We start from the raw sequence: 20065 nt of genomic DNA, 5'->3' as shown, positions 1-20065 counted from the left end.
CTACAATTTGACTATACGAGTATTCGCTGGTTAAAATGTAAGTGAGTCAGGAATCTCAAAGATTATCTAAGATACTTTCAAAAATGACCAACATCTTTTCTCGTTTATCAATAGGAAGCTGTTTAATCTTCATGTTGATTCTTTTGAGTGAAAGATTGTCGGTCTTATCAGAGGTTGATTCAAGGCTATCAAAATTGAAAAATTCCTCTGGGGTCATCTCTAGGGCGACAATCACTTTTTCAAGACTGTGAATGGTCAGATTCACATTTTGGTTTTCAAGTTGATTGATATACTTAAGCCCGAGCCCCGCTTGTTCCGAAAGTTCTTCCTGGCTCATTTTTTTCTGTGTTCGAAAATATTTCACTTTTTTGGAAATATATTGTTGTAAATAGTTTTTATTCGTCATATAAATAGAATACAAGTTTTGCATGACAAAAAAACATCTTAAAAAATACAAAGTATTGTATAACGAACTTATATAATATTTATTTTAATTCGGATTGCCAATTTGTATGATTAGTTTCTTTTACTCGAAACTTTTAGTAAAGAGTGATCATCGAGAGTTTTATGAGTTCAGAACTTTATAAAATATAACAACCTAAAGTGCCATTAACAATAGTGTTTTAAGTATAAAGAGCTTATTAGAAAATTGTCTTCGTAGACTCATTATAACATATGCGTACATGATTGTATTTTTTAGACAACAAAGTTTTCCAAACAATTCATTTTAAGTGTTATAATAGAAGTAAAAAGGAGGTTGCACTATGACTGCACATGATATTTTAAACAACCCTTTCCTCAATAAAGGTACTGCCTTTACCTTAGAGGAGCGAAAGGAACTAGGTCTTATTGGTTTACTGCCACCGTATGTTCAAACGATTGAAGAGCAAGCGGCGCAAACTTATGCACAAATGCAAACAAAAGCCAATGATTTGGAAAAGCGTCTTTTCCTAATGGAAATTTTTAACACCAACCGAACTCTTTTCTATTACCTCTTTTCTCAACATTTGGAGGAATTCAATCCAATTATATACGATCCAACCATTGCAGATACCATTGAAGGCTATAGTGACCTCTTTGTAGATCCCCAATATGCGGGATATCTTGATATCAATCATCCTGAAAATATTGAAGCCACTTTGAAAAATGCTGCTGGGAATCGCGGGATTCGTCTCATTGTTGTAACAGATGCAGAAGGAATCCTTGGAATCGGGGACTGGGGAACAAATGGTGTCGATATTTCTGTTGGGAAATTGATGGTCTACACGGGTGCTGCTGGAATCGATCCTTCTATGGTTCTTCCTTTAGTTATTGATGCAGGGACTAACCGTGAAGAACTTCGTAACAATCCTAATTACTTAGGAAATCGTCACGAACGGGTTCGCGGAGATCGTTACTACGACTTCATTGACCAATTTGTTCAAACAGCAGAACGTCTCTTTCCTAAACTCTACCTTCACTGGGAAGACTTCGGCCGCTCGAATGCTGCCAATATTCTTGAAAAATACCGGAAACAAATTCCAACTTTTAATGATGATATTCAAGGTACAGGAATCGTTACCTTAGGTGGTATCTTTGGTTCACTGGATATTAGTGGTGAAAAATTAACAGATCAAGTTTATCTCTGCTATGGTGGTGGTACTGCGGGTGCAGGAATTGCCTCTCGTGTTCTTCGTGAAATGGTGAGTGAAGGTCTTTCTGAAGAAGAAGCCTATAAACGTTTCTTTATGGTTGATAAACAAGGTCTTCTCTTTGATGACATGGATGACCTAACCCCTGAACAAAAACCGTTTGCTAAGAAACGTGCTGACTTTAGTAATGCAGACAAGTTGACTGATCTGCTTGAAGTAGTGAAGACTGTGAAGCCAACCATTCTTGTAGGAACTTCGACTCAGTCTAATACCTTCACTAAAGAAATAGTAGAGGCTATGTGTGAAAATACAGAGCGTCCGATGATCTTCCCTTTGTCAAATCCAACCAAACTAGCAGAAGCTAGTGCCAAAGATTTGATTGAATGGTCAGATGGCAAGGCTTTTGTCGCAACAGGAATTCCTGCTGATACGGTTTCTTATAAAGGTGTCGACTACGTGATTGGTCAAGCCAATAATGCCTTGATTTACCCAGGTCTTGGTCTAGGTATGCTGGCTTCTGAAGCAAGTCTTTTGACTGATGAAATGATTGGAGCAGCGGCTCATTCATTGAGTGGTATTGTCAATCCAGGCCAACCAGGAGCTCCTGTCTTGCCACCATTCAAGTATGTAGCAGATGTTTCTATTAAAGTAGCAGAAGCAGTCGCTAAAAAAGCACAAGAGCAAGGTCTTGCGCGTGCTAAGGAAACAGATATGGCCAAAGCAGTTCGTGATTTGAAGTGGTATCCAGAGTATAAATAATTCATTGTTGCTGTCTATCCTTTGCTAGCGACAGATTTGTATGGGCTGTGGACTTAAGTAATTTAGAAAGGATACCTATGTCACTCTTTTTAACCTCGATTACGAGTATCATTCCGATTATCGCTATTATTGTTTTGGGGTATATTCTTCAGGTGAAGGGATGGTTTGGAGATGCCTTTGGACCTAACCTATCTCGTTTGATCATGAATGTAGCCTTGCCAGCGTCAATCTTTGTGTCGGTGATGAAATACCTAACACTAGATAAACTAATCAGTCTTTCTGGAGGTCTCCTTTATACATTTGTGGCCTTTATCTTGGGCTATATCGTAGCTTATATTGCAGTTGTGGTTTTCAAGGTTCGTTCAGGACGGCGAGGAACCATGATTAATACCTTTGTGAATGCCAACACTATTTTTATTGGTTTACCTTTAAACGTTGCTCTTTTTGGGGATCAGGCTCTTCCTTATTTCTTAATTTACTATATCACCAACACGATTTCCACCTGGACATTGGGCGTGTATTTGATGACGAGTGACAGTAAATCGGGTCAAAGCAAGAAGACAAGTAAATTTGACTGGAAGAAATTGCTACCAGCTCCGCTTGTAGGTTTTCTTGTGGCTCTACTATTTTTGATTCTTCGAATCTCTATTCCAGATTTCGCAACGAATACCTTAACCTATGTTGGAAATATCGTCACTCCCCTATCTCTGATTTATATTGGTATCGTTCTTGCAAAGGCAGGCTTGAAAACTATTACTTTTGATAAAGATACAATTGTCACTTTAGTTGGACGCTTTATCCTAGCTCCTCTAATCATGCTTCTTGTATTGAAGTTCTTTGCACCAAATATGGCGACAGTAGAATTTAAGACCTTTATGATTCAGTCCGCTACACCAGCTTTAGCTGTTCTCCCAATCCTTGCTAGTCAGGGAAAAGGAGATGTGGAATTCTCTACGAATGTGGTGACTCTAAGTACGGTTCTATTTATCGTTGTTATTCCAATATTACAAACTTTATTAGGATAAGAAGGAAGAGGATAGGATTGAAAGTTTTGTGTTAAGAAATTGCACTATCATAGATACATCTATTCCTATTTCTTGAAATCAAAATCGGCAGAAACTCTTCGGACGTTTCCTATCAAGCGCTTTTGAGCTGTCCTAAAAGTCAGACTTTTCAAGCTAGGATTGAAAAAAGTTCGTAAAGCATCACAATTTAGTAAACGTTCTTCGAAAGAATGACTATACTTACAAAGAGCACCTTTCGGGGTGTTCTTTTTTAATCCTCAATAGAGTTCACCCCCAAAAATCACACCACTAGTCTTTGTCTTATACAATTTCTTCCTAGTATGAGTTTAGTATGATATAATTAAATACGAATAATATAAAGGAGTTATAAATGAAAATAGGAAAAGGCATCAATTGGATTTTGATTCTGTTAAGTTGCTTAATTGCTATAGTACTGATAAGTTTTGTGTTCTTCTTTAATCATAAGAAGCAAGATGTAGAAGCAGTAAATGCTACAACAGAACAGGTTTCTACTACTAGTACGACAGCGACTAGTACAACAACCACTAGTTCAACGACTACTCAAGATAGTGTTACGACTACTGAGGAAAAACTCTCGACACAAGAAGAGCAAACGAATGCTAAATCACAAAAAATAGATGAGCAAGCCATTCTAAATGGAGATTTCTCTACTCTAGTTGGAACGTGGAGAAATGGACTTGGCCAAGAGTTTACATTTGATAAAAATGGATTAGTAAACAGTGGGAACATTGAGAAAGTGAGCATGGGTAACCATGGAACTATTGAATTCAGTGTTAGATCTGGTTTTACAGGGTATGGAATGAGTGTTTACCCTGCTGGACTTATTATAGATGGGTTAGATTCTGACTTAAGTAAAAACAGACTTACTGCTGGTCAAGCTGCTCCAACTAGCTCAGAACAAGTTTTTTATAAAGTAGACTAAATGATTAACCATCTCATCAAATTTGGGGTGGTTTTCTTCTTTATTTGTGAGTTGTGATCATTTTATGAAGGTTAATCAAGTATGCTTCAAAAATAGCTTCCATAGGCGTTCCAGCCTGTTTAGCAAGATGTTGGAATTTATGAGGACCTTGACGGGTATTATTTTTCTTCATAGTATGTTGTGTTATAATGTAGATACGATATGAATAAATTAAGATATCTCTGTAAATTCTGTAAATGTCACTTTGTGTGAACATGAGTACATTTGAATTTATAGAATGATAGGAGGTGGTTTACAATGATAAGTTTAGAGCTGATGTCTGAAGAAAATAGCATAGATGTTTATTCTTTTGAAAAAGAAAATCGGGAGTATTTTGAGCGGAATTTACCTCCTAGACCAGCTACCTATTTTGATTCAGAAGGCTTTAAAGAAATTACAAGGGAATTGTTAAGGGAACAAGAGAATCATGATGTCTACATGCATCTTATTAGAGATGCACAAGGTACTATGGTCGGAAGAATCAATTTAAGTGTCTTAGAGGATGATCGAAAAACAGCAGAACTTGGATATAGGATCGGAGAAAATGTTACTAATTTAGGTTATGCAAGTGAAGCGGTTAAACTCGTTTTAGAAAAGGCCTTTACTACTTATGGTTTACATAAGATTATCGCAGGGACGGCGAGGGACAATCAGGCCTCTCAGAGAGTGCTTTTAAAAAATGGTTTCACCTTTAGTAAAATCATAGAAAATGACTTTCAAATGCATAACGAGTGGATTCATACGGCAGTATTTGAGATAAGGAATCTATAGCATCATCATTACCAGTCGTTTGCCAAAACTCAACATTTCTAGTAGACATTCGTCTACTTTTTTTATATAATAAAACTAAACCAAAATGGTTGAATTTTAAAAATAAAGTCAACTTACGATGAAAACATCAGGCTAGGAGGTAAATCATGTACCAACCAGAAAAACTTAAGGCTCGGAGAAAAGAGCTAAAATTAACACAGAAAGAGATTGCAGAGAAGCTTGGGATTAGTTTTCAGGCTTATTCGGCTTGGGAGCGTGGAGTCAAGGAGCCTTCTAAAGAAAAAGTTAAACAGTTAGAAGAGATTTTAAAAGTACCAAAAGGCTATTTTACTCAAATCGAGATTGTCCGTCTCTATAATAGCCTTTCCAATAAAGGAAAAGAAAAGGTGATAGTCTATGCTCGCGACTTGGCTCAAGAAGAACAAGCCAAGAAGGTGACTGCTATTTCAGAAAAACTTTTCGAGTATCATGTCTATGAACGCATGTCAGCTGGGATTGGTGCTTCGGTTTATGATGATCGAAACTTTGATACGGTTTACTTTAATGAGGAACTAGCTCACGATTTTGCTTCATGGGTCTCTGGAGATTCCATGGAACCCAAATATCAAAATGGTTCAGTAGCTCTGATTCGGGAGACCGGATTTGATTATGACGGTGCTGTCTATGCAGTGGTCTGCAACAATCAGACCTATATCAAACGGGTCTACCGAGAAGAAGATGGCTTACGTTTGGTTTCCATCAATCCTAAATATAAGGATATTCACATTTCTTACGAAGAAGATCCGCGGATTGTGGGTATTATCGTGGGCAATTTCGTACCCATGGAGGGATAGCCTATGGGCTACTTTGATTATTCCAGAGAGCCCAAAAGTGATATTGCCTTTGTCGATATGAAGTCCTTTTATGCTAGCGTTGAGTGTGTAGGAAGAGGGCTCCATCCCCTCAAAACCTCCCTTTGTGTCATGAGTCGGGCGGATAATTCTGTTGGGCTTATTCTTGCCTCCTCACCTATGTTTAAAAAGGTCTTTGGGAAAGCAAATGTAGGGCGTGCCTATGACCTCCCCTTTGATATCAAGACGCGTAAATTTTCCTACTACAATGCCAAGAAACAAGGTTTACGGATAGACCCAGCCTATGTGAAATTTATCGAAGACTGGGCTCGGGTGACCGTGATTGTCCCTCCTCGGATGGATAAGTATATCGCAGTCAACATGGAAATTCAGCGCATTTTCCAGAATTATGGAAGTCCAGATGATATTTATCCTTATTCAATTGATGAAGGCTTTATTGATCTAACCAGTTCGCTCAATTATTTTGTCCCAGATCAGCAGATTTCTCGTAAAGATAAGCTGGACATGCTTTCGGCTCGTATCCAGAGGGATATCTGGCGACAGACCGGGATTTACTCGACAGTCGGTATGTCGAATGCCAATCCCCTGCTTGCTAAGTTGGCCTTGGATAATGAAGCCAAGCACACACCGACTATGCGAGCCAATTGGTCTTACCAGGACGTGGGAAATAAGGTCTGGTCCATTCCAAAAATGACCGACTTTTGGGGGATTGGGCATCGGATGGAGAAGCGTTTGAATAGCTTGGAAATCTATTCGATTAAGGAATTAGCCAATAGCAATCCTGATGTCCTGAAGAAGGAACTTGGCCAAGCTGGCCTTCGCTTGTGGTTTCATGCCAATGGAATTGATGAGAGTAATGTTCACAAGCCCTATAAAGCCAAATCTCACGGCTTAGGTAATTCGCAAATTTTACCGAGAGATTATGTCAAGCAGCGAGACATCGAAATTATCCTTCGAGAGATGGCTGAGCAGGTGGCTATCAGGCTTCGACGGGCCAGAAAGAAGACGACAGTTGTGTCTATTCATCTTGGGTTTTCTAAGCAGGAACAAAAACGCTCCATCCATACCCAGATGAAGGTGGAGCCGACCAATAATACCAGTCTTTTAGTCAGTTATGTACTGAAATTATTCCATAGCAAATATACTTCTGGAGCCGTCAGAAGTGTTGCCGTTAGTTATTCAGGATTTGTGGACGAATCCTTTGCTTTGATTTCCCTTTTTGATGATGTTGATAAAGTAGAAAAAGAAGAAAGGCTCCAGACAGCCATTGATTCCATTCGAGAACAATTCGGCTTTACTTCCCTTTTGAAGGCGACTGCCTTAGAGGATTCATCGAGAAGTATTGCCAGAAGTAAGCTGATCGGAGGGCACTCTGCTGGAGGATTAGATGGACTAAAATGATTGATCGCTCTTATTTGCCCTTTCAATCTGCGAGGGACTATCAAGATCCAGGCATGCAGAAGTGGATGGGCTTTTTTCTATCGGAGTATACGAGTTCACTCAGTGCAGAAAAAAATCGTGTGGATTTATCGACAGATTTGAATTCAGTCGAGAAGTTGTTGCTACTTTCCCAGCTCTACGTTGGGCGACTAAAAGGCTCTTTTGTGGTCAAGGAGCAAAAACATAAAAACACGATATTGGGTGAAGTAAGAGAATTATCTCCTCAAGAAATCTCGGTTAGAACGGATGAAGGCTATCGATTAATCAGGCTAGATGATATTCTCGCAATTCAACTTTGTCAGGAGGAAGTTGATGACTAGAAAAGAGTTATATGAAAACAAATTGCAGATGGATTATTTTTCAGATGACTATATTCGTTTTGAGGAAGATTTCCAAAAATACTCTGCCATGAATGTACCCTTGACTTTCTTGATTGACGACATTCTACGAACCATGGCTATGAACCAAAAGGACTACTTTGTCTTGAACAAGGAAAATGCCAAGGACGGTAGGGAACATCGGTTTTATTTTAGAGTGAAGATGGAAAAAGATTGTCCACGTACTCGAACCTATACCTATCTTGGACTGGGGCGAAATCATTAGTAAAAATTCTTATCTTAGATATATTTGTTGCAATAATAACACTGAAAACAACTATAATTTTCAGCCGTTCAAGAGCTGTTTCTTGAATGGTTTTTTGTTTGCTGTTTAAAAGCAATTGAACTATACCAATTTTTATTCTTGACAAGTAAAAGAAACAAGTATATACTGTTTTCGCTGATTCTAAAAACAGAAAATCAGACTATACCAATTTTAAGGAGAAAGCACAGCTGGTCTGTGTCGTATATACTATGTGTGGAATTGTTGGTGTTGTTGGAAACACAAATGCAACTGACATTTTGATTCAAGGACTTGAAAAACTCGAATACCGTGGTTATGATTCTGCGGGGATTTTTGTTCTAGGTGGTGCTGAGAGCCATTTAGTCAAGGCTGTTGGACGTATCGCAGAATTGTCTGCTAAGACAGCTGGGGTTGAGGGAACAACTGGTATCGGACATACTCGTTGGGCCACTCATGGGAAACCAACAGAAGATAATGCTCACCCACATCTCTCTGAGACAGGACGTTTTGTCTTGGTCCACAATGGGGTGATCGAAAATTATCTTGAAATTAAGGAAGAATACCTTTCAGGACACAACTTCAAGGGACAAACGGATACAGAAATCGCCGTTCACTTGATTGGAAAATTTGCAGAAGAAGACGGCTTGTCAGTACTTGAAGCCTTCAAAAAAGCTCTTCATATCATCCGTGGTTCTTATGCTTTTGCCTTGATCGACTCTGAAAATCCAGATGTCATCTATGTGGCCAAGAATAAATCACCTCTCTTGATTGGCCTTGGAGAAGGCTATAACATGGTCTGCTCAGACGCCATGGCTATGATTCGTGAAACTAACCAATACATGGAAATCCATGATCAAGAGTTGGTAATCGTGAAAGCTGATAGCGTTGAAGTTCAAGACTATGATGGCAATCGTCGTGAGCGTGCTAGCTACACTGCTGAACTTGACTTGTCTGATATCGGTAAGGGAACTTATCCTTACTACATGCTCAAGGAAATCGATGAGCAACCAACTGTGATGCGTAAGTTGATCCAAACTTACACAGATGAGGCTGGCCAAGTAGTGGTAGACCCAGCTATCATCAAGGCTGTTCAAGATGCAGACCGTATCTACATCCTTGCAGCTGGAACATCTTACCATGCAGGATTTGCTTCTAAGAAGATGCTAGAAGAATTGACAGATACGCCAGTTGAACTCGGTATCTCCTCTGAGTGGGGCTATGGTATGCCACTTCTCAGCAAGAAACCACTTTTCATCTTTATCAGCCAATCTGGTGAAACAGCTGATAGCCGTCAGGTTTTGGTTAAGGCTAATGAAATGGGAATCCCAAGCTTGACAGTGACAAACGTCCCAGGATCCACTCTTTCTCGTGAAGCAAACCATACCATGCTTCTTCATGCAGGACCTGAAATTGCTGTAGCATCAACCAAGGCTTATACGGCGCAAATCGCAGCTCTTGCCTTTCTTGCAAAAGCGGTTGGTGAAGCAAATGGGAATGAAAAAGCCAAAGCTTTTGACCTAGTTCACGAATTGTCAATCGTAGCTCAGTCTATCGAATCAACTCTTTCAGAAAAAGAATTGATTGATGCTAAGGTTCGTGACCTTCTTGAAACAACTCGCAATGCCTTTTACATCGGACGTGGTCAAGATTACTATGTAGCCATGGAAGCCAGTCTCAAACTCAAAGAGATTTCTTACATCCAGTGTGAAGGTTTTGCGGCAGGAGAACTCAAGCATGGAACCATTGCTTTGATTGAAGATGGGACACCTGTTTTGGCCCTCTTGTCAGACTCAGTTCTTGCTAACCACACTCGTGGAAATATCCAAGAAGTGGCAGCGCGTGGTGCTAAGGTCCTTACTATTGCTGAGGAAAATGTTGCAAAAGATACAGACGATATCGTTCTTACGACCGTACACCCTTACCTCTCACCAATCTCAATGGTCGTACCAACACAATTAGTCGCTTACTTTGCAACCCTACACCGTGGACTCGATGTGGACAAACCACGGAATCTTGCTAAGTCTGTAACGGTAGAATAAGGAAGTCCTGTTACTAAATGCTAACATTTCTTGTCATCCTATAAAAATCTTGTTATACTATAGAAAAGTCGTTAATAGTGAAGTATAAGGAGATTGGAGCGGAAATGAAAAAGGGGAAAATTTCATCTATCATAGGACTCTTGTTAGCAAGTTCGTTTTTGATTCGGACTGTCATTATTCATCAAATGAGAGCTGCAAAGAAACAAGAGAGTGAAAAGATTGCTGCAGTTCAGGAATTTATCAAATCTCAAGAACAGGCAGAGTCAGAAAAACAAAAAAGTACTTTTAAAAGTATTCTTGGAAATGGATCAGGGACTTCTGAACCAAGACCTAGCTACGACAAAACCATATTTGTGAATCAACAATACGATATTGGTGTTCGAGACGGAGCCTATTATCTACTGACACTCAGTAGCAACAAAGAACTCTTGCTAGAAGGGGTCGATGACGCCTATGCCTTGGCTGTTAAGAATGAAGATAAAAACAAACAAGAAGTTGCTATGGTTGTTCATAAAGATGGAGCTTGGCATATTATAAATGGTGAAGGGGAAGTTACAACAACCCTTGACCGACAATATATAACAGCTCATACTAAGCTTGTGATTAAGAATAAGACTGTTGATTTTGAATAATGTGTTTGGTTCATGATTCTGTAGAAAAACATAGATTACTAAAAACCTCCTAGATTCTTTCTAGGAGGTTTTTAAAATTATAAATCTTGCATAGAAATCTTATTAAGTTCGTTAACAACTTGCAGAATAGATAGTCGGCTAATGTTCATGATTCGCTTATTATCGATTTCTTTAATATCAAAATTAGTGATAATAGCGTCATAGTCACTTTGCCTAATTTCTTCGATATTTAGGGTTTCTTTATCCCAAGTTTCATACTGGATGTTATTTGAAGTATGGAATTCGTAGAGAGATATTAAGAATTCTGGATGAGCAAAGTCATACTCACTGAGAACTAAGACTTTGACTTTCTTTTTATGTTCAAATAATTGATCTGTAAGCCCCTCTGCGTGAGTAAACAGGGTGTAGATCAGGTGAGAAAGAGCAGGTATCTTCTCCTTTTGTCCCATAATATTCTTATAGCGCATCATTTCAAAGACTGTTGCTTCATAAAAATTAGGGAAGAATTTTTTAATCTTTCCAAGTGTATAGTCTTTATTTTGTGAAATGATCGATTCGGAGTTGATTTCTCTTCGCTCGAGTAAGGCAGTATTGTGCAAGTTCCAAATTAAAGTATCCGTATTTGAAAATTGGACGCCAAATTTTCGAGTTAAGTTGTCCAGAATGTCTCGTGCAGCATGATAGGACAAATTAACTTTTTCGTCAGATTGACGAGCAGCTAGAAAGTCTTCGACTGTGAAGAAGAGGCTAGGTTCAGCAAATGGACTGAAGATTTGATAGAGATTTTCCGGATTGATATCAATGTTAAGTCCTTGGGCCAATTCTTGTAACTGATGTTGAAAATCGGGTAGTTGGTCGAAAATAGGATTTAACCAGGAAATGTTTTGTTTTGATAACTGAACGAAATATCCTCTCTTCATTCGGTGCAAATCGACTGTAGCCTTCGTTCTGATTTGGTAAAGATTTTGATATTTTGCAGGGAATTTCGCCAAATTGATGAAGAAAGAGACAAAATCATTTATATTTTCTTCCTTAACCTCCTCAAATGGCCAGTCCAGAAAATTATAAGCTTCGTGGAAAAATTGGGAGAAGAAAAATCGAATATCTTTTTCATTTCCAATAATAGAGATTGGGGTTACCTTGAGCTTAAAGCGGTAAGTTCCATCAAGTGTCTTATTGATATCCGCAATTTTCTTTCTCAAAGAAGGAAGGGAAATATCCAGAGATTCGGCAAGATGCTCATAGGTAAAGGGGCTGTCCAAAAGGAAAAATGCTTTTAAAATTTGAAAATACTCAGACGTCTGTAAAAAATATTGGTAAATTCGCTCGATGCCATTATTTTTTGTATTCACCATCATAATTCCCGCAGTTGAGTGTCGAATATCAAAATCAGGAAAGATTTCACGTAATTCTTTGATATCACTTTTAATGATGCGAGCATTGTGTCCAATGGTTTTAGATAAATCATCTAGGTAAATCCAATCAGGGTTTTCAAACAAATATTCTAAAATCTTTAATTGCCTTTGCTCTTTTTGGCTGAGTAATTCTCTCATTTTTAATAAACTCCCGAAGTAATGTTAGAATAATTAGAAAAGAAGATAATTGGAGATTGTCAGAATTCTAGCATAAAAGAAAGTCACCCCTTAAGAGAGATTCGAAATCTATCGAAGAGGGGTGATGCTTGATAAGAAATTCCTACGAGTCTTCAATCTATTTACGATATAAACGATCGTATTGGTAGTATGGATCAAAGGTTACGTTAATTCCCAATTTACGGAGAACGTTCTTGTCTTCATCTGTTAAGATAATCGTAGAATGAGCTTCGCTTCCCTTGAGATTTCCGAGTTCTTTCATAGCACGGTCTGCATCCGGATTCTGCATAGCTGTAATTGCAAGAGCAATGAGAATTTCGTTAGAATGAAGACGTGGATTGCGACTACCTAAGTGATTGATTTTCAAACCTTGGATTGGTTTTACCACTTCTGGTTCAATTAACTTGGTTTCGGCATCGATGTTCGCTGACTTCTTGATAGCATTGATCACGGCAGCAGCTGTCGGACCAAAGAGTTCCGAGTTCTTACCAGTGACAATTTCACCAGAAGGTAACTCAAGTGCTAGAGCAGGTCCATCTGTTTCTTCAGCTTTTTGTCGAGCGGCAACAGCAACCTTACGGTCAGCTGGCGTGATGCCGAGATCATTCATGAGAAGTTCGATTTTCTTGACAGCAGACTCAGCAACTTTTTCGGCTTTAAAGTCGAGAACTGTTTGGTAGTAGCGACGGATAATCTCTTGTTTTGATGCTTCAATTGCAGCATCGTTATCAGTGATTGCAAAACCAACCATATTTACACCCATGTCAGTTGGAGATGCATAAGGAGATTCACCCAAGATACGTTCGAGCATACGTTTGAGAACAGGGAAAATTTCGATATCACGGTTGTAGTTGACTGTAGTTTCTCCATAAGTTTGGAGATGGAATGGGTCAATCATATTGACATCGTCAAGGTCTGCAGTAGCAGCCTCATAAGCCAGGTTAACTGGATGATGGAGAGGTAGATTCCAAACTGGGAAGGTTTCAAACTTAGCATAACCGGATTTGATACCATTCAGTTGGTCGTGGTACATGTTGGACATACAAGTTGCCAACTTACCTGAACCAGGTCCAGGAGCAGTCACGACAATTAAATTGCGACTCGTTTTGATATAGTCGTTTTTCCCCATACCTTCAGGAGAGATGATATGGTCCATATCTGTCGGATAACCCTTGATTGGGTAGTGGAGATAAGAGTCAATCCCATTTTTTGCTAATTGATTACGGAAGGTATCTGCAGCAGGTTGACCGGCGTATTGTGTGATAACAACAGAACCAACAAAGATACCAAGTTCGTTAAATTTATCAATCAAACGTAGCACTTCTTGGTCGTATGAAATGCCCAAGTCTCCACGAGCCTTTGAGTGCTCGATATTGCTAGCGTTAATGGCAATAACAACCTCGACTTGTTCTTTCAACTCTTGCAAGAGTTTGATTTTGTTATCCGGCTCATATCCAGGAAGTACACGGGCAGCGTGGAAGTCCTCCAACATCTTGCCCCCAAACTCCAAGTAGAGTTTGCCGTCAAATTGGTTGATGCGTTCCAAGATATGGTCGCGTTGCAGATTCAAATATTTTTCAGAACTAAAAGCTTGTTTTTTCATTTTTTTACCTCTGTTTTCTATTATATAAAAAAAATAGAAGATAAGAAACTAGAGAGTCACAAAAGTAAGAAAAAAAGATAAAGCAAACGCTTGCATAAAATTATGAAAAGCGCTATCATAGACCATAGATTATTAAAATAATGAGGTGAAAAGATGCAAGAAAAATGGTGGCACAATGCCGTAGTCTATCAAGTCTACCCTAAAAGTTTTAAGGATAGTAATGGGGATGGAATTGGTGATTTGCCTGGAATTACTAGCAAGTTAGATTATTTAGCTAAGCTTGGGATTACAGCAATTTGGCTTTCGCCAGTTTACGATAGCCCTATGGATGACAATGGTTATGATATTGCCAATTATCAAGACATTGCTTCTATCTTTGGAACCATGGAAGACATGGACGAGCTGATTGCTGAAGCTAAAAAAAGAGATATTCGAATCATTATGGATTTGGTTGTCAATCATACATCCGATGAGCATGCTTGGTTTATTGAAGCGTGTGAAAATCCTCAAAGTCCCAAACGTGACTACTATATTTGGCGAGATAAACCCAATGATTTAACCTCTACTTTTAGTGGTTCTGCATGGGAATATGATGAAAAATCGGGTCAATACTATCTACACTTTTTCAGTAAGAAACAACCAGACCTCAACTGGGAAAACGAAGAGCTCCGTCATAAAATCTATGAGATGATGAATTTCTGGATTGATAAAGGGATTGGTGGATTCCGTATGGACGTTATTGACATGATTGGGAAGATACCTGACCAGAAGATTGTCAACAATGGTCCCATGCTTCATCCCTACCTCAAGGAAATGAATCAGGCTACTTTCGGTGGCAAAGACCTTTTGACAGTAGGGGAAACTTGGGGAGCAAATCCAGAAGAAGCTAAACGTTATTCGAATCCAGAAGGTCAAGAGTTGTCTATGGTCTTCCAGTTTGAACATATCTGTCTTCAGTATCAGGAAGGACAACCTAAGTGGCAGTACCAAAAAGAGCTAAATGTTGGGAAATTAAAAGAGATTTTCAATAAATGGCAGACAGAATTAGGAGTTGAAGAGGGCTGGAATTCCCTATTTTGGAATAACCACGACCTTCCACGAATCGTTTCTATCTGGGGTGATGAAGGCCAATACCGTGAGAAGTCAGCCAAGGCTTTTGCGATTTTACTTCACTTGATGAGAGGGACACCCTATATCTATCAAGGTGAAGAAATCGGTATGACCAATTTCCCATTTGAAAGCTTGGAGCAAGTTGAAGATATTGAGTCTGTCAACTACGCCAAAGAAGCGCTTGAGCAAGGTGTTCCACTCGAGCAAATTATGGACAGTATTCGTACAGTAGGGCGAGACAATGCCCGTACCCCAATGCAATGGGATGCTAGCGATTATGCTGGATTTTCAAATGTGAAGCCTTGGTTGGGAGTTAATCCAAACTATGCGAAGATAAATGTAGAAGAGGCTTTAGCAAATCCAGATTCTATCTTTTATACCTATCAAAAACTAGTCCAACTTCGCAAGGAGAACAGCTGGTTGGTTCAAGCTGACTTTGAATTATTAGAAACAGCTGAGAAAATCTTTTCCTATATTCGCAAGGATGGGAAACGCCGTTTCCTAGTAGTCGTTAACCTCTCAAGTCAAGAACAAGAATTTCACTTTGATGGAGTTCTCAAATCAATCTTAGTTGCTAACACCGAGGTTCAAGAAAAACTCGAGCAACTAACACTAGCTCCTTGGGATGCATTCTGTGTCGAATTGACCAATTAAACCTTAAAAACTCAAGTATCCAAGATGCTTGAGTTTTTTTCTAAAATAAGTGTAGAAATTTCTTAAAAAAATATTATTTTGAATTTTCTAAAAAATTGCATGAAAACCCTTGCTTTTATAAAAAAATAGGGTATAATGGTGAAAAATAGTATTTTAAAGGAGAATACCGATGAAATCGAAAAAGTTGCTCGCAGTAGCAGGGATAACGATGAGTGCAACTCTTCTTTTAGCGGCTTGTGGAAAGACAGAGAAAAAAGCAGATGCTCCTACAACATTTTCATACGTATATGCCATCGATCCATCAACGTTGGACTATAGCGTTACTAGTAAAAGTTCAACATCGGACGTCATTGCTAACTTGGTCGACGGACTCTTGGAAAATGACAAATACGGAAACTTGATTCCATCTCTTGCTGAAGACTGGTCGGTTTCACAAGACGGTTTGACTTATACTTACAAACTACGTAAAGGTGTCAAATGGTATACTTCTGAAGGTGAAGAGTACGCCGAGGTCAAAGCCCAAGACTTTGTGACTGGTTTGAAGCATGCTGCTGATGGTAAGTCAGATGGCTTAAGTCTGATCCAAGATTCTATCAAAGGTTTAGCAGAATATGTCAGTGGTGAAAGCAATGACTTCTCAACAGTTGGAGTTAAAGCAATTGATGACTACACTGTTCAATACACCTTGAACCAACCAGAAAGCTTCTGGAATTCTAAGGTAACAACAGCGACTATGCTCCCAGTTAATGAAGAATTCCTGAATTCTCAAGGTAAAGATTATGGTGCAGCAACACCTTCAGGTATTCTCTATAATGGACCATATATTTTGAAGAACTTCACTTCAAAATCAGTGATCGAGTACGAAAAAAATCCAAATTATTGGGATAAAGACAATGTTAAGATTGACCACGTCAAACTTACTTTCTACGATGGATCTGACCAAGAATCATTGATTCGTAGTTTCTCATCAGGAGCCTATACAACAGCTCGTCTCTTCCCAACAAGTTCAAACTTTGATTCAACTAAGCAAGAATATGGGGATAAGATTGTCTATAGTCCGCAAGAAGCGACCAGCTATTACTTTACTTTCAACGTGAATCGTCAGTCTTACAATAAAACAGCAAAGACAGATGAAGCTCAAAAGACTTCTACAAAAGAAGCGCTTCTCAACAAAAACTTCCGCCAGGCAATCAACTTTGCTCTTGACCGTCATTCTTACTCTGCTCAGATGAATGGTGAAGAAGGTGCAGACAAGATTATTCGTACCAGCCTTGTACCTTACGACTATGTTCAGGTTGGTGAAAAGACCTTCGGAGAACTGGCTCAAGAGCAACTGGTAACATACGGAGACCAGTGGAAAGATGTAGCTTTGACAGATGGTAAAGACACTATTTACAATCCAACAAAAGCAAAAGCTGCCTTTGAAAAAGCAAAATCAGAATTGCAAGCTAAAGGTGTAACCTTCCCAATCCATTTGGATATTCCAGTTGAACAGACAGATGTCATTGCTGTTCAACAAACCAACTCCCTCAAACAATCTGTCGAAGCAGCGCTTGGAACTGAAAATGTTGTCATAGATGTGCTTCAAATGACAGATAATGAGAAAATGAGTATTACTTCTCAAGCTAAGGTTCCTTCTCAAAAAGACTATGACTTGAACGGAACTGGTTGGGGACCAGACTATCAAGATCCAGCTACCTATCTAAATATCTTGGATGCTAAGAAGGGTTCTGCCCTTAAACACTTGGGTATCACAAAAGGTAAAGATCCAGAAGTCATGGCTCAAGTTGGACTTGATGAGTACAAGAAACTCTTGGATGACGCAGCATCAGAAACAACCGACCTTAACAAACGCTATGAAAAATATGCTAAAGCACAGGCTTGGGCTCACTCCTCATTCCTGTAGCATCTTCAGGAGGTTCTCCTACAGTTAGTCGTACAGTACCATTTTCGAAAGCCTACTCTCAAGTTGGTATCAAGGGAGATCCGTTTGTATTTAAAGGTTTAGAGTTGCAAAATGATATTGTAACCACTAAAGAATACGAAGAAGCTCTTAAGAAATGGCAAAAAGAGAAACTTGAAACAAACGCTAAATATCAAAAAGAGTTAGCGAACCACGTTAAATAATCCTAAACAACGATGAAGGAAATTCTGATTTTATGCGGGATTTCTTTCTTTTTTTCATATACTGACGAGAGGGCAAATAATTAAATAACTTTACTTTTGGGGCAAAATTTGATAGAATAGCTATATGTCATAAAACCTAACATTTAAGGAGAAAATGAATCATGAAACTCAAAAAACGACTGATTGGAGCGGGGTTGACGCTTGCTGCGGCGGTCTTATTGACAGCGTGTGGGAAGTCAGCATCAGATGTTAAAACCTACTCGTCAACATTTGGTGCCGATCCAACAACCTTCAACTACCTGTTGGACTACTCTGGTGATAATACCGCTGTTGTAACCAACTTGGTAGATGGTTTGCTTGAAAATGACAATTATGGAAATCTCATTCCTGCTCTTGCAGAAGATTGGAGTGTTTCAAAGGATGGTTTGACTTACACTTATAAACTTCGTCAAGATGCAAAATGGTTCACTGCTGACGGGGAAGAGTATGCCCCAATCAAAGCACAAGATTTCATCACAGGTATCAAGTATGCAGCTGATAACAAGAGTCAAGCTCTCGATTTGATTCAGAACTCAATCAAGGGATTAGATGATTATGTGACAGGCGCAAATACTGACTTTTCAAATGTTGGTGTGAAAGCTGTAGATGATTACACTGTCCAATATACTTTGACACGTCCAGAACCATTCTGGAACTCTAAGACTACCAATAGTATCTTGTTCCCTGTCAATGAAGAGTTCTTGACTTCTAAAGGTAAAGAATTTGGGGAATTGAAACCAGATAGCATTCTCTACAGTGGTCCTTATTTGTTAAAAGAATTCACATCAAAATCATCACTCGAGTACATGAAGAACCCTCATTACTATGACCAAGAAAAAGTGACGATTGAAAGAGTTAAGTTGGCTTATGTTGATGGTTCTGACCAAGATATGACGATCCGTAATTTCGAAAGCGGAGCCTACTCGTCTGCTGGTGTCTATCCAAATAGTTCAAACTTTGCTAAGACAAAGGAAAAATACAAGGACAACATCGTCTATAGCTTGCAGGATGCGACTTCTTGGTACTATAATTTTAACGTTAATCGCCAAACATACAATCATACAGCTAAGACTAGCGATGAGCAAAAACAAGCTACCCAAGCTGCGATTTTAAATAAAAATTTCCGTCAAGCAATCAACTTTGCCATTGACCGTACAGCCTACTCAGCTCAGTCTAATGGAGAAGAAGCAGCTAAAAACACTCTTCGTAACACACTTGTGCCACCAACTTTCGTGCAAGTAGGTGACAAGACTTTTGGTGAGACAGTTTCATCTAAGTTGGTAAACTATGGTACACAGTGGTCAAATATGAATCTTGAAGATGCTCAAGACGGCTACTTCAATAAAGAAAAAGCACAAGCTCAGTTTGCAGAGGCTAAAAAAGAATTAGAAGCACAAGGTGTGACCTTCCCAATTCATTTGGACTTGCCTGTAGACCAAGTTAACAAAACCTTGCTTCCGAAGATTCATTCGCTTAAACAATCTGTCGAATCAACTCTTGGGGCAGAAAATGTAGTGATTGATGTCGTTCAAATTTCAACAGAAGACTATGCTAATGCGACATTCCAAGCGCCAACCACAGCTGATCATGACTATGACTTGAACTTGGATGGTTGGTCTGCAGACTACCAAGATCCATCGACTTATCTCAATCCTTTCAACGCTGAGGATGGATTCTATCTCAAGATTTTAGGACTTGATCCAAGCAAGGATACTGATAAGATTACAAATATCGGATTGAACCAATATACTCAAAAATTGAAAGCGGCAGATGCAGAAAATACAGACGTAGCCAAACGTTATGAAAATTATGCAGACGCACAAGCTTGGCTGATTGATAGTTCGCTATTGCTCCCTGTAAATTCAAACGGTGGTGGAGCTTCGGTAACACGTGTGACACCATTTACACGAGCTTACTCACTTGTCGGAATCAAAGGTACTGGAAGTAACTATAAGTACATGAAATTGCAAACAGAAGTGGTAACAACTGCTCAATTTGACGAAGCTAAAGCCAAATGGGAACAAGAACGTAAAAACTCAGTCGAAAAGAGTCAAAAAGAATTCGAAAGTCACGTTAAATAATAAAAAATAGAGCTTTTTAAGAGCTCTATTTTTTATTATAGTTGTATTTTGGAAACACAAAAAGCAGCAAAAACTATAGTAAATATAAAAAACGAAAACACTTCCCAA

At 39.0% G+C, this 20065-nt stretch carries 16 protein-coding genes and 1 pseudogene; 13 read left to right on the top strand and 4 right to left on the bottom strand.

All coding sequences use genetic code 11. The features are described 5' to 3' along the window. Nucleotides 1-55: 55 nt before the first annotated feature. Entirely contained in the window at nt 56-406 is a 351-nt protein-coding gene (locus NML75_RS00215; RefSeq protein WP_254731086.1) for a helix-turn-helix domain-containing protein, read from the bottom strand. Between the two features lie 358 nt (nt 407-764). Here NML75_RS00215 and NML75_RS00210 point away from each other — a divergent pair, with 358 nt between their 5' ends. From NML75_RS00210 to NML75_RS00200, 3 genes are all read left to right on the top strand, one after another. Continuing rightward, nucleotides 765-2390 carry a malolactic enzyme gene (locus NML75_RS00210; protein WP_254731083.1) on the top strand — a complete coding sequence of 542 codons (1626 nt, stop codon included), beginning with the start codon at nt 765-767 and terminating at the stop codon, nt 2388-2390. A gap of 77 nt (nt 2391-2467) precedes the next feature. Beyond that, nucleotides 2468-3415: an AEC family transporter gene (locus NML75_RS00205; protein WP_254731080.1), complete on the top strand. Its 948-nt coding sequence runs from the start codon at nt 2468-2470 to the stop codon at nt 3413-3415. A gap of 370 nt (nt 3416-3785) precedes the next feature. Next, nucleotides 3786-4358 (top strand): DUF6287 domain-containing protein, encoded by a 573-nt coding sequence (locus NML75_RS00200; RefSeq protein WP_254731077.1) that lies wholly within the window; start codon nt 3786-3788, stop codon nt 4356-4358. A gap of 40 nt (nt 4359-4398) precedes the next feature. On the opposite strand, the gene NML75_RS08810 is transcribed toward NML75_RS00200, so the two are convergent. Then, entirely contained in the window at nt 4399-4530 is a 132-nt protein-coding gene (locus NML75_RS08810) for a hypothetical protein (RefSeq protein WP_261674156.1), read from the bottom strand. A 125-nt stretch (nt 4531-4655) separates the two neighbouring features. Here NML75_RS08810 and NML75_RS00195 point away from each other — a divergent pair, with 125 nt between their 5' ends. From NML75_RS00195 to NML75_RS00165, 7 genes are all read left to right on the top strand, one after another. Then, nucleotides 4656-5168, top strand: a complete 513-nt coding sequence (locus tag NML75_RS00195) for a GNAT family N-acetyltransferase (RefSeq protein ID WP_254731074.1) — start codon at nt 4656-4658, stop codon at nt 5166-5168. A 146-nt stretch (nt 5169-5314) separates the two neighbouring features. After that, nucleotides 5315-6001, top strand: a complete 687-nt coding sequence (locus tag NML75_RS00190) for an XRE family transcriptional regulator (RefSeq protein WP_254731071.1) — start codon at nt 5315-5317, stop codon at nt 5999-6001. A 3-nt stretch (nt 6002-6004) separates the two neighbouring features. Further along, a complete protein-coding gene (locus NML75_RS00185) occupies nt 6005-7420 on the top strand; it encodes a Y-family DNA polymerase (protein ID WP_254731068.1) in 1416 nt (471 codons plus the stop codon). Further along, on the top strand, nt 7417-7779 hold the full coding sequence (locus NML75_RS00180; RefSeq protein WP_254731064.1) for a hypothetical protein: 363 nt from the start codon (nt 7417-7419) through the stop codon (nt 7777-7779). The genes NML75_RS00185 and NML75_RS00180 overlap by 4 nt, the downstream gene beginning before the upstream one ends. Further along, on the top strand, nt 7772-8062 hold the full coding sequence (locus tag NML75_RS00175; RefSeq protein WP_254731061.1) for a DUF5960 family protein: 291 nt from the start codon (nt 7772-7774) through the stop codon (nt 8060-8062). Before NML75_RS00180 ends, NML75_RS00175 begins: the two co-directional genes overlap by 8 nt. Nucleotides 8063-8310: 248 nt before the next feature. Next, nucleotides 8311-10119, top strand: a complete 1809-nt coding sequence (gene glmS, locus NML75_RS00170; RefSeq protein ID WP_254731058.1) for a glutamine--fructose-6-phosphate transaminase (isomerizing) — start codon at nt 8311-8313, stop codon at nt 10117-10119. Nucleotides 10120-10223: 104 nt separating this feature from the next. Continuing rightward, the gene (locus NML75_RS00165) at nt 10224-10751 is read left to right on the top strand and encodes a hypothetical protein (RefSeq protein ID WP_254731055.1); all 528 of its coding nucleotides are present in this window, start codon (nt 10224-10226) and stop codon (nt 10749-10751) included. 77 nt (nt 10752-10828) lie between these two features. On the opposite strand, the gene NML75_RS00160 is transcribed toward NML75_RS00165, so the two are convergent. Together NML75_RS00160 and NML75_RS00155 are read right to left on the bottom strand one after the other, a co-directional pair. Continuing rightward, nucleotides 10829-12304, bottom strand: coding sequence for a M protein trans-acting positive regulator PRD domain-containing protein (locus NML75_RS00160; RefSeq protein ID WP_254731052.1), 1476 nt, complete (start codon nt 12302-12304; stop codon nt 10829-10831). Between the two features lie 157 nt (nt 12305-12461). Further along, nucleotides 12462-13946, bottom strand: a complete 1485-nt coding sequence (locus tag NML75_RS00155; protein ID WP_006149519.1) for a DUF1846 domain-containing protein — start codon at nt 13944-13946, stop codon at nt 12462-12464. Between the two features lie 153 nt (nt 13947-14099). Here NML75_RS00155 and NML75_RS00150 point away from each other — a divergent pair, with 153 nt between their 5' ends. The 3 genes and pseudogenes from NML75_RS00150 (at nt 14100) to NML75_RS00140 (ending at nt 19957) form a co-directional block, all read left to right on the top strand. After that, entirely contained in the window at nt 14100-15710 is a 1611-nt protein-coding gene (locus tag NML75_RS00150; protein ID WP_254731048.1) for a glycoside hydrolase family 13 protein, read from the top strand. A 169-nt stretch (nt 15711-15879) separates the two neighbouring features. After that, nucleotides 15880-17837 (top strand): annotated as a pseudogene (locus tag NML75_RS00145) (peptide ABC transporter substrate-binding protein). A 161-nt stretch (nt 17838-17998) separates the two neighbouring features. Further along, nucleotides 17999-19957, top strand: a complete 1959-nt coding sequence (locus NML75_RS00140) for a peptide ABC transporter substrate-binding protein (protein WP_254731045.1) — start codon at nt 17999-18001, stop codon at nt 19955-19957. Nucleotides 19958-20065 lie beyond the last annotated feature (108 nt).

The organism is Streptococcus sp. CF4-3, assembly GCF_024295385.1.
GTDB classification, from domain to species: Bacteria; Bacillota; Bacilli; order Lactobacillales; family Streptococcaceae; genus Streptococcus; species Streptococcus infantis_I.
Note: the sequence above shows the minus strand (reverse complement) of the source record. Positions and strands in the feature narration are given on the sequence as shown.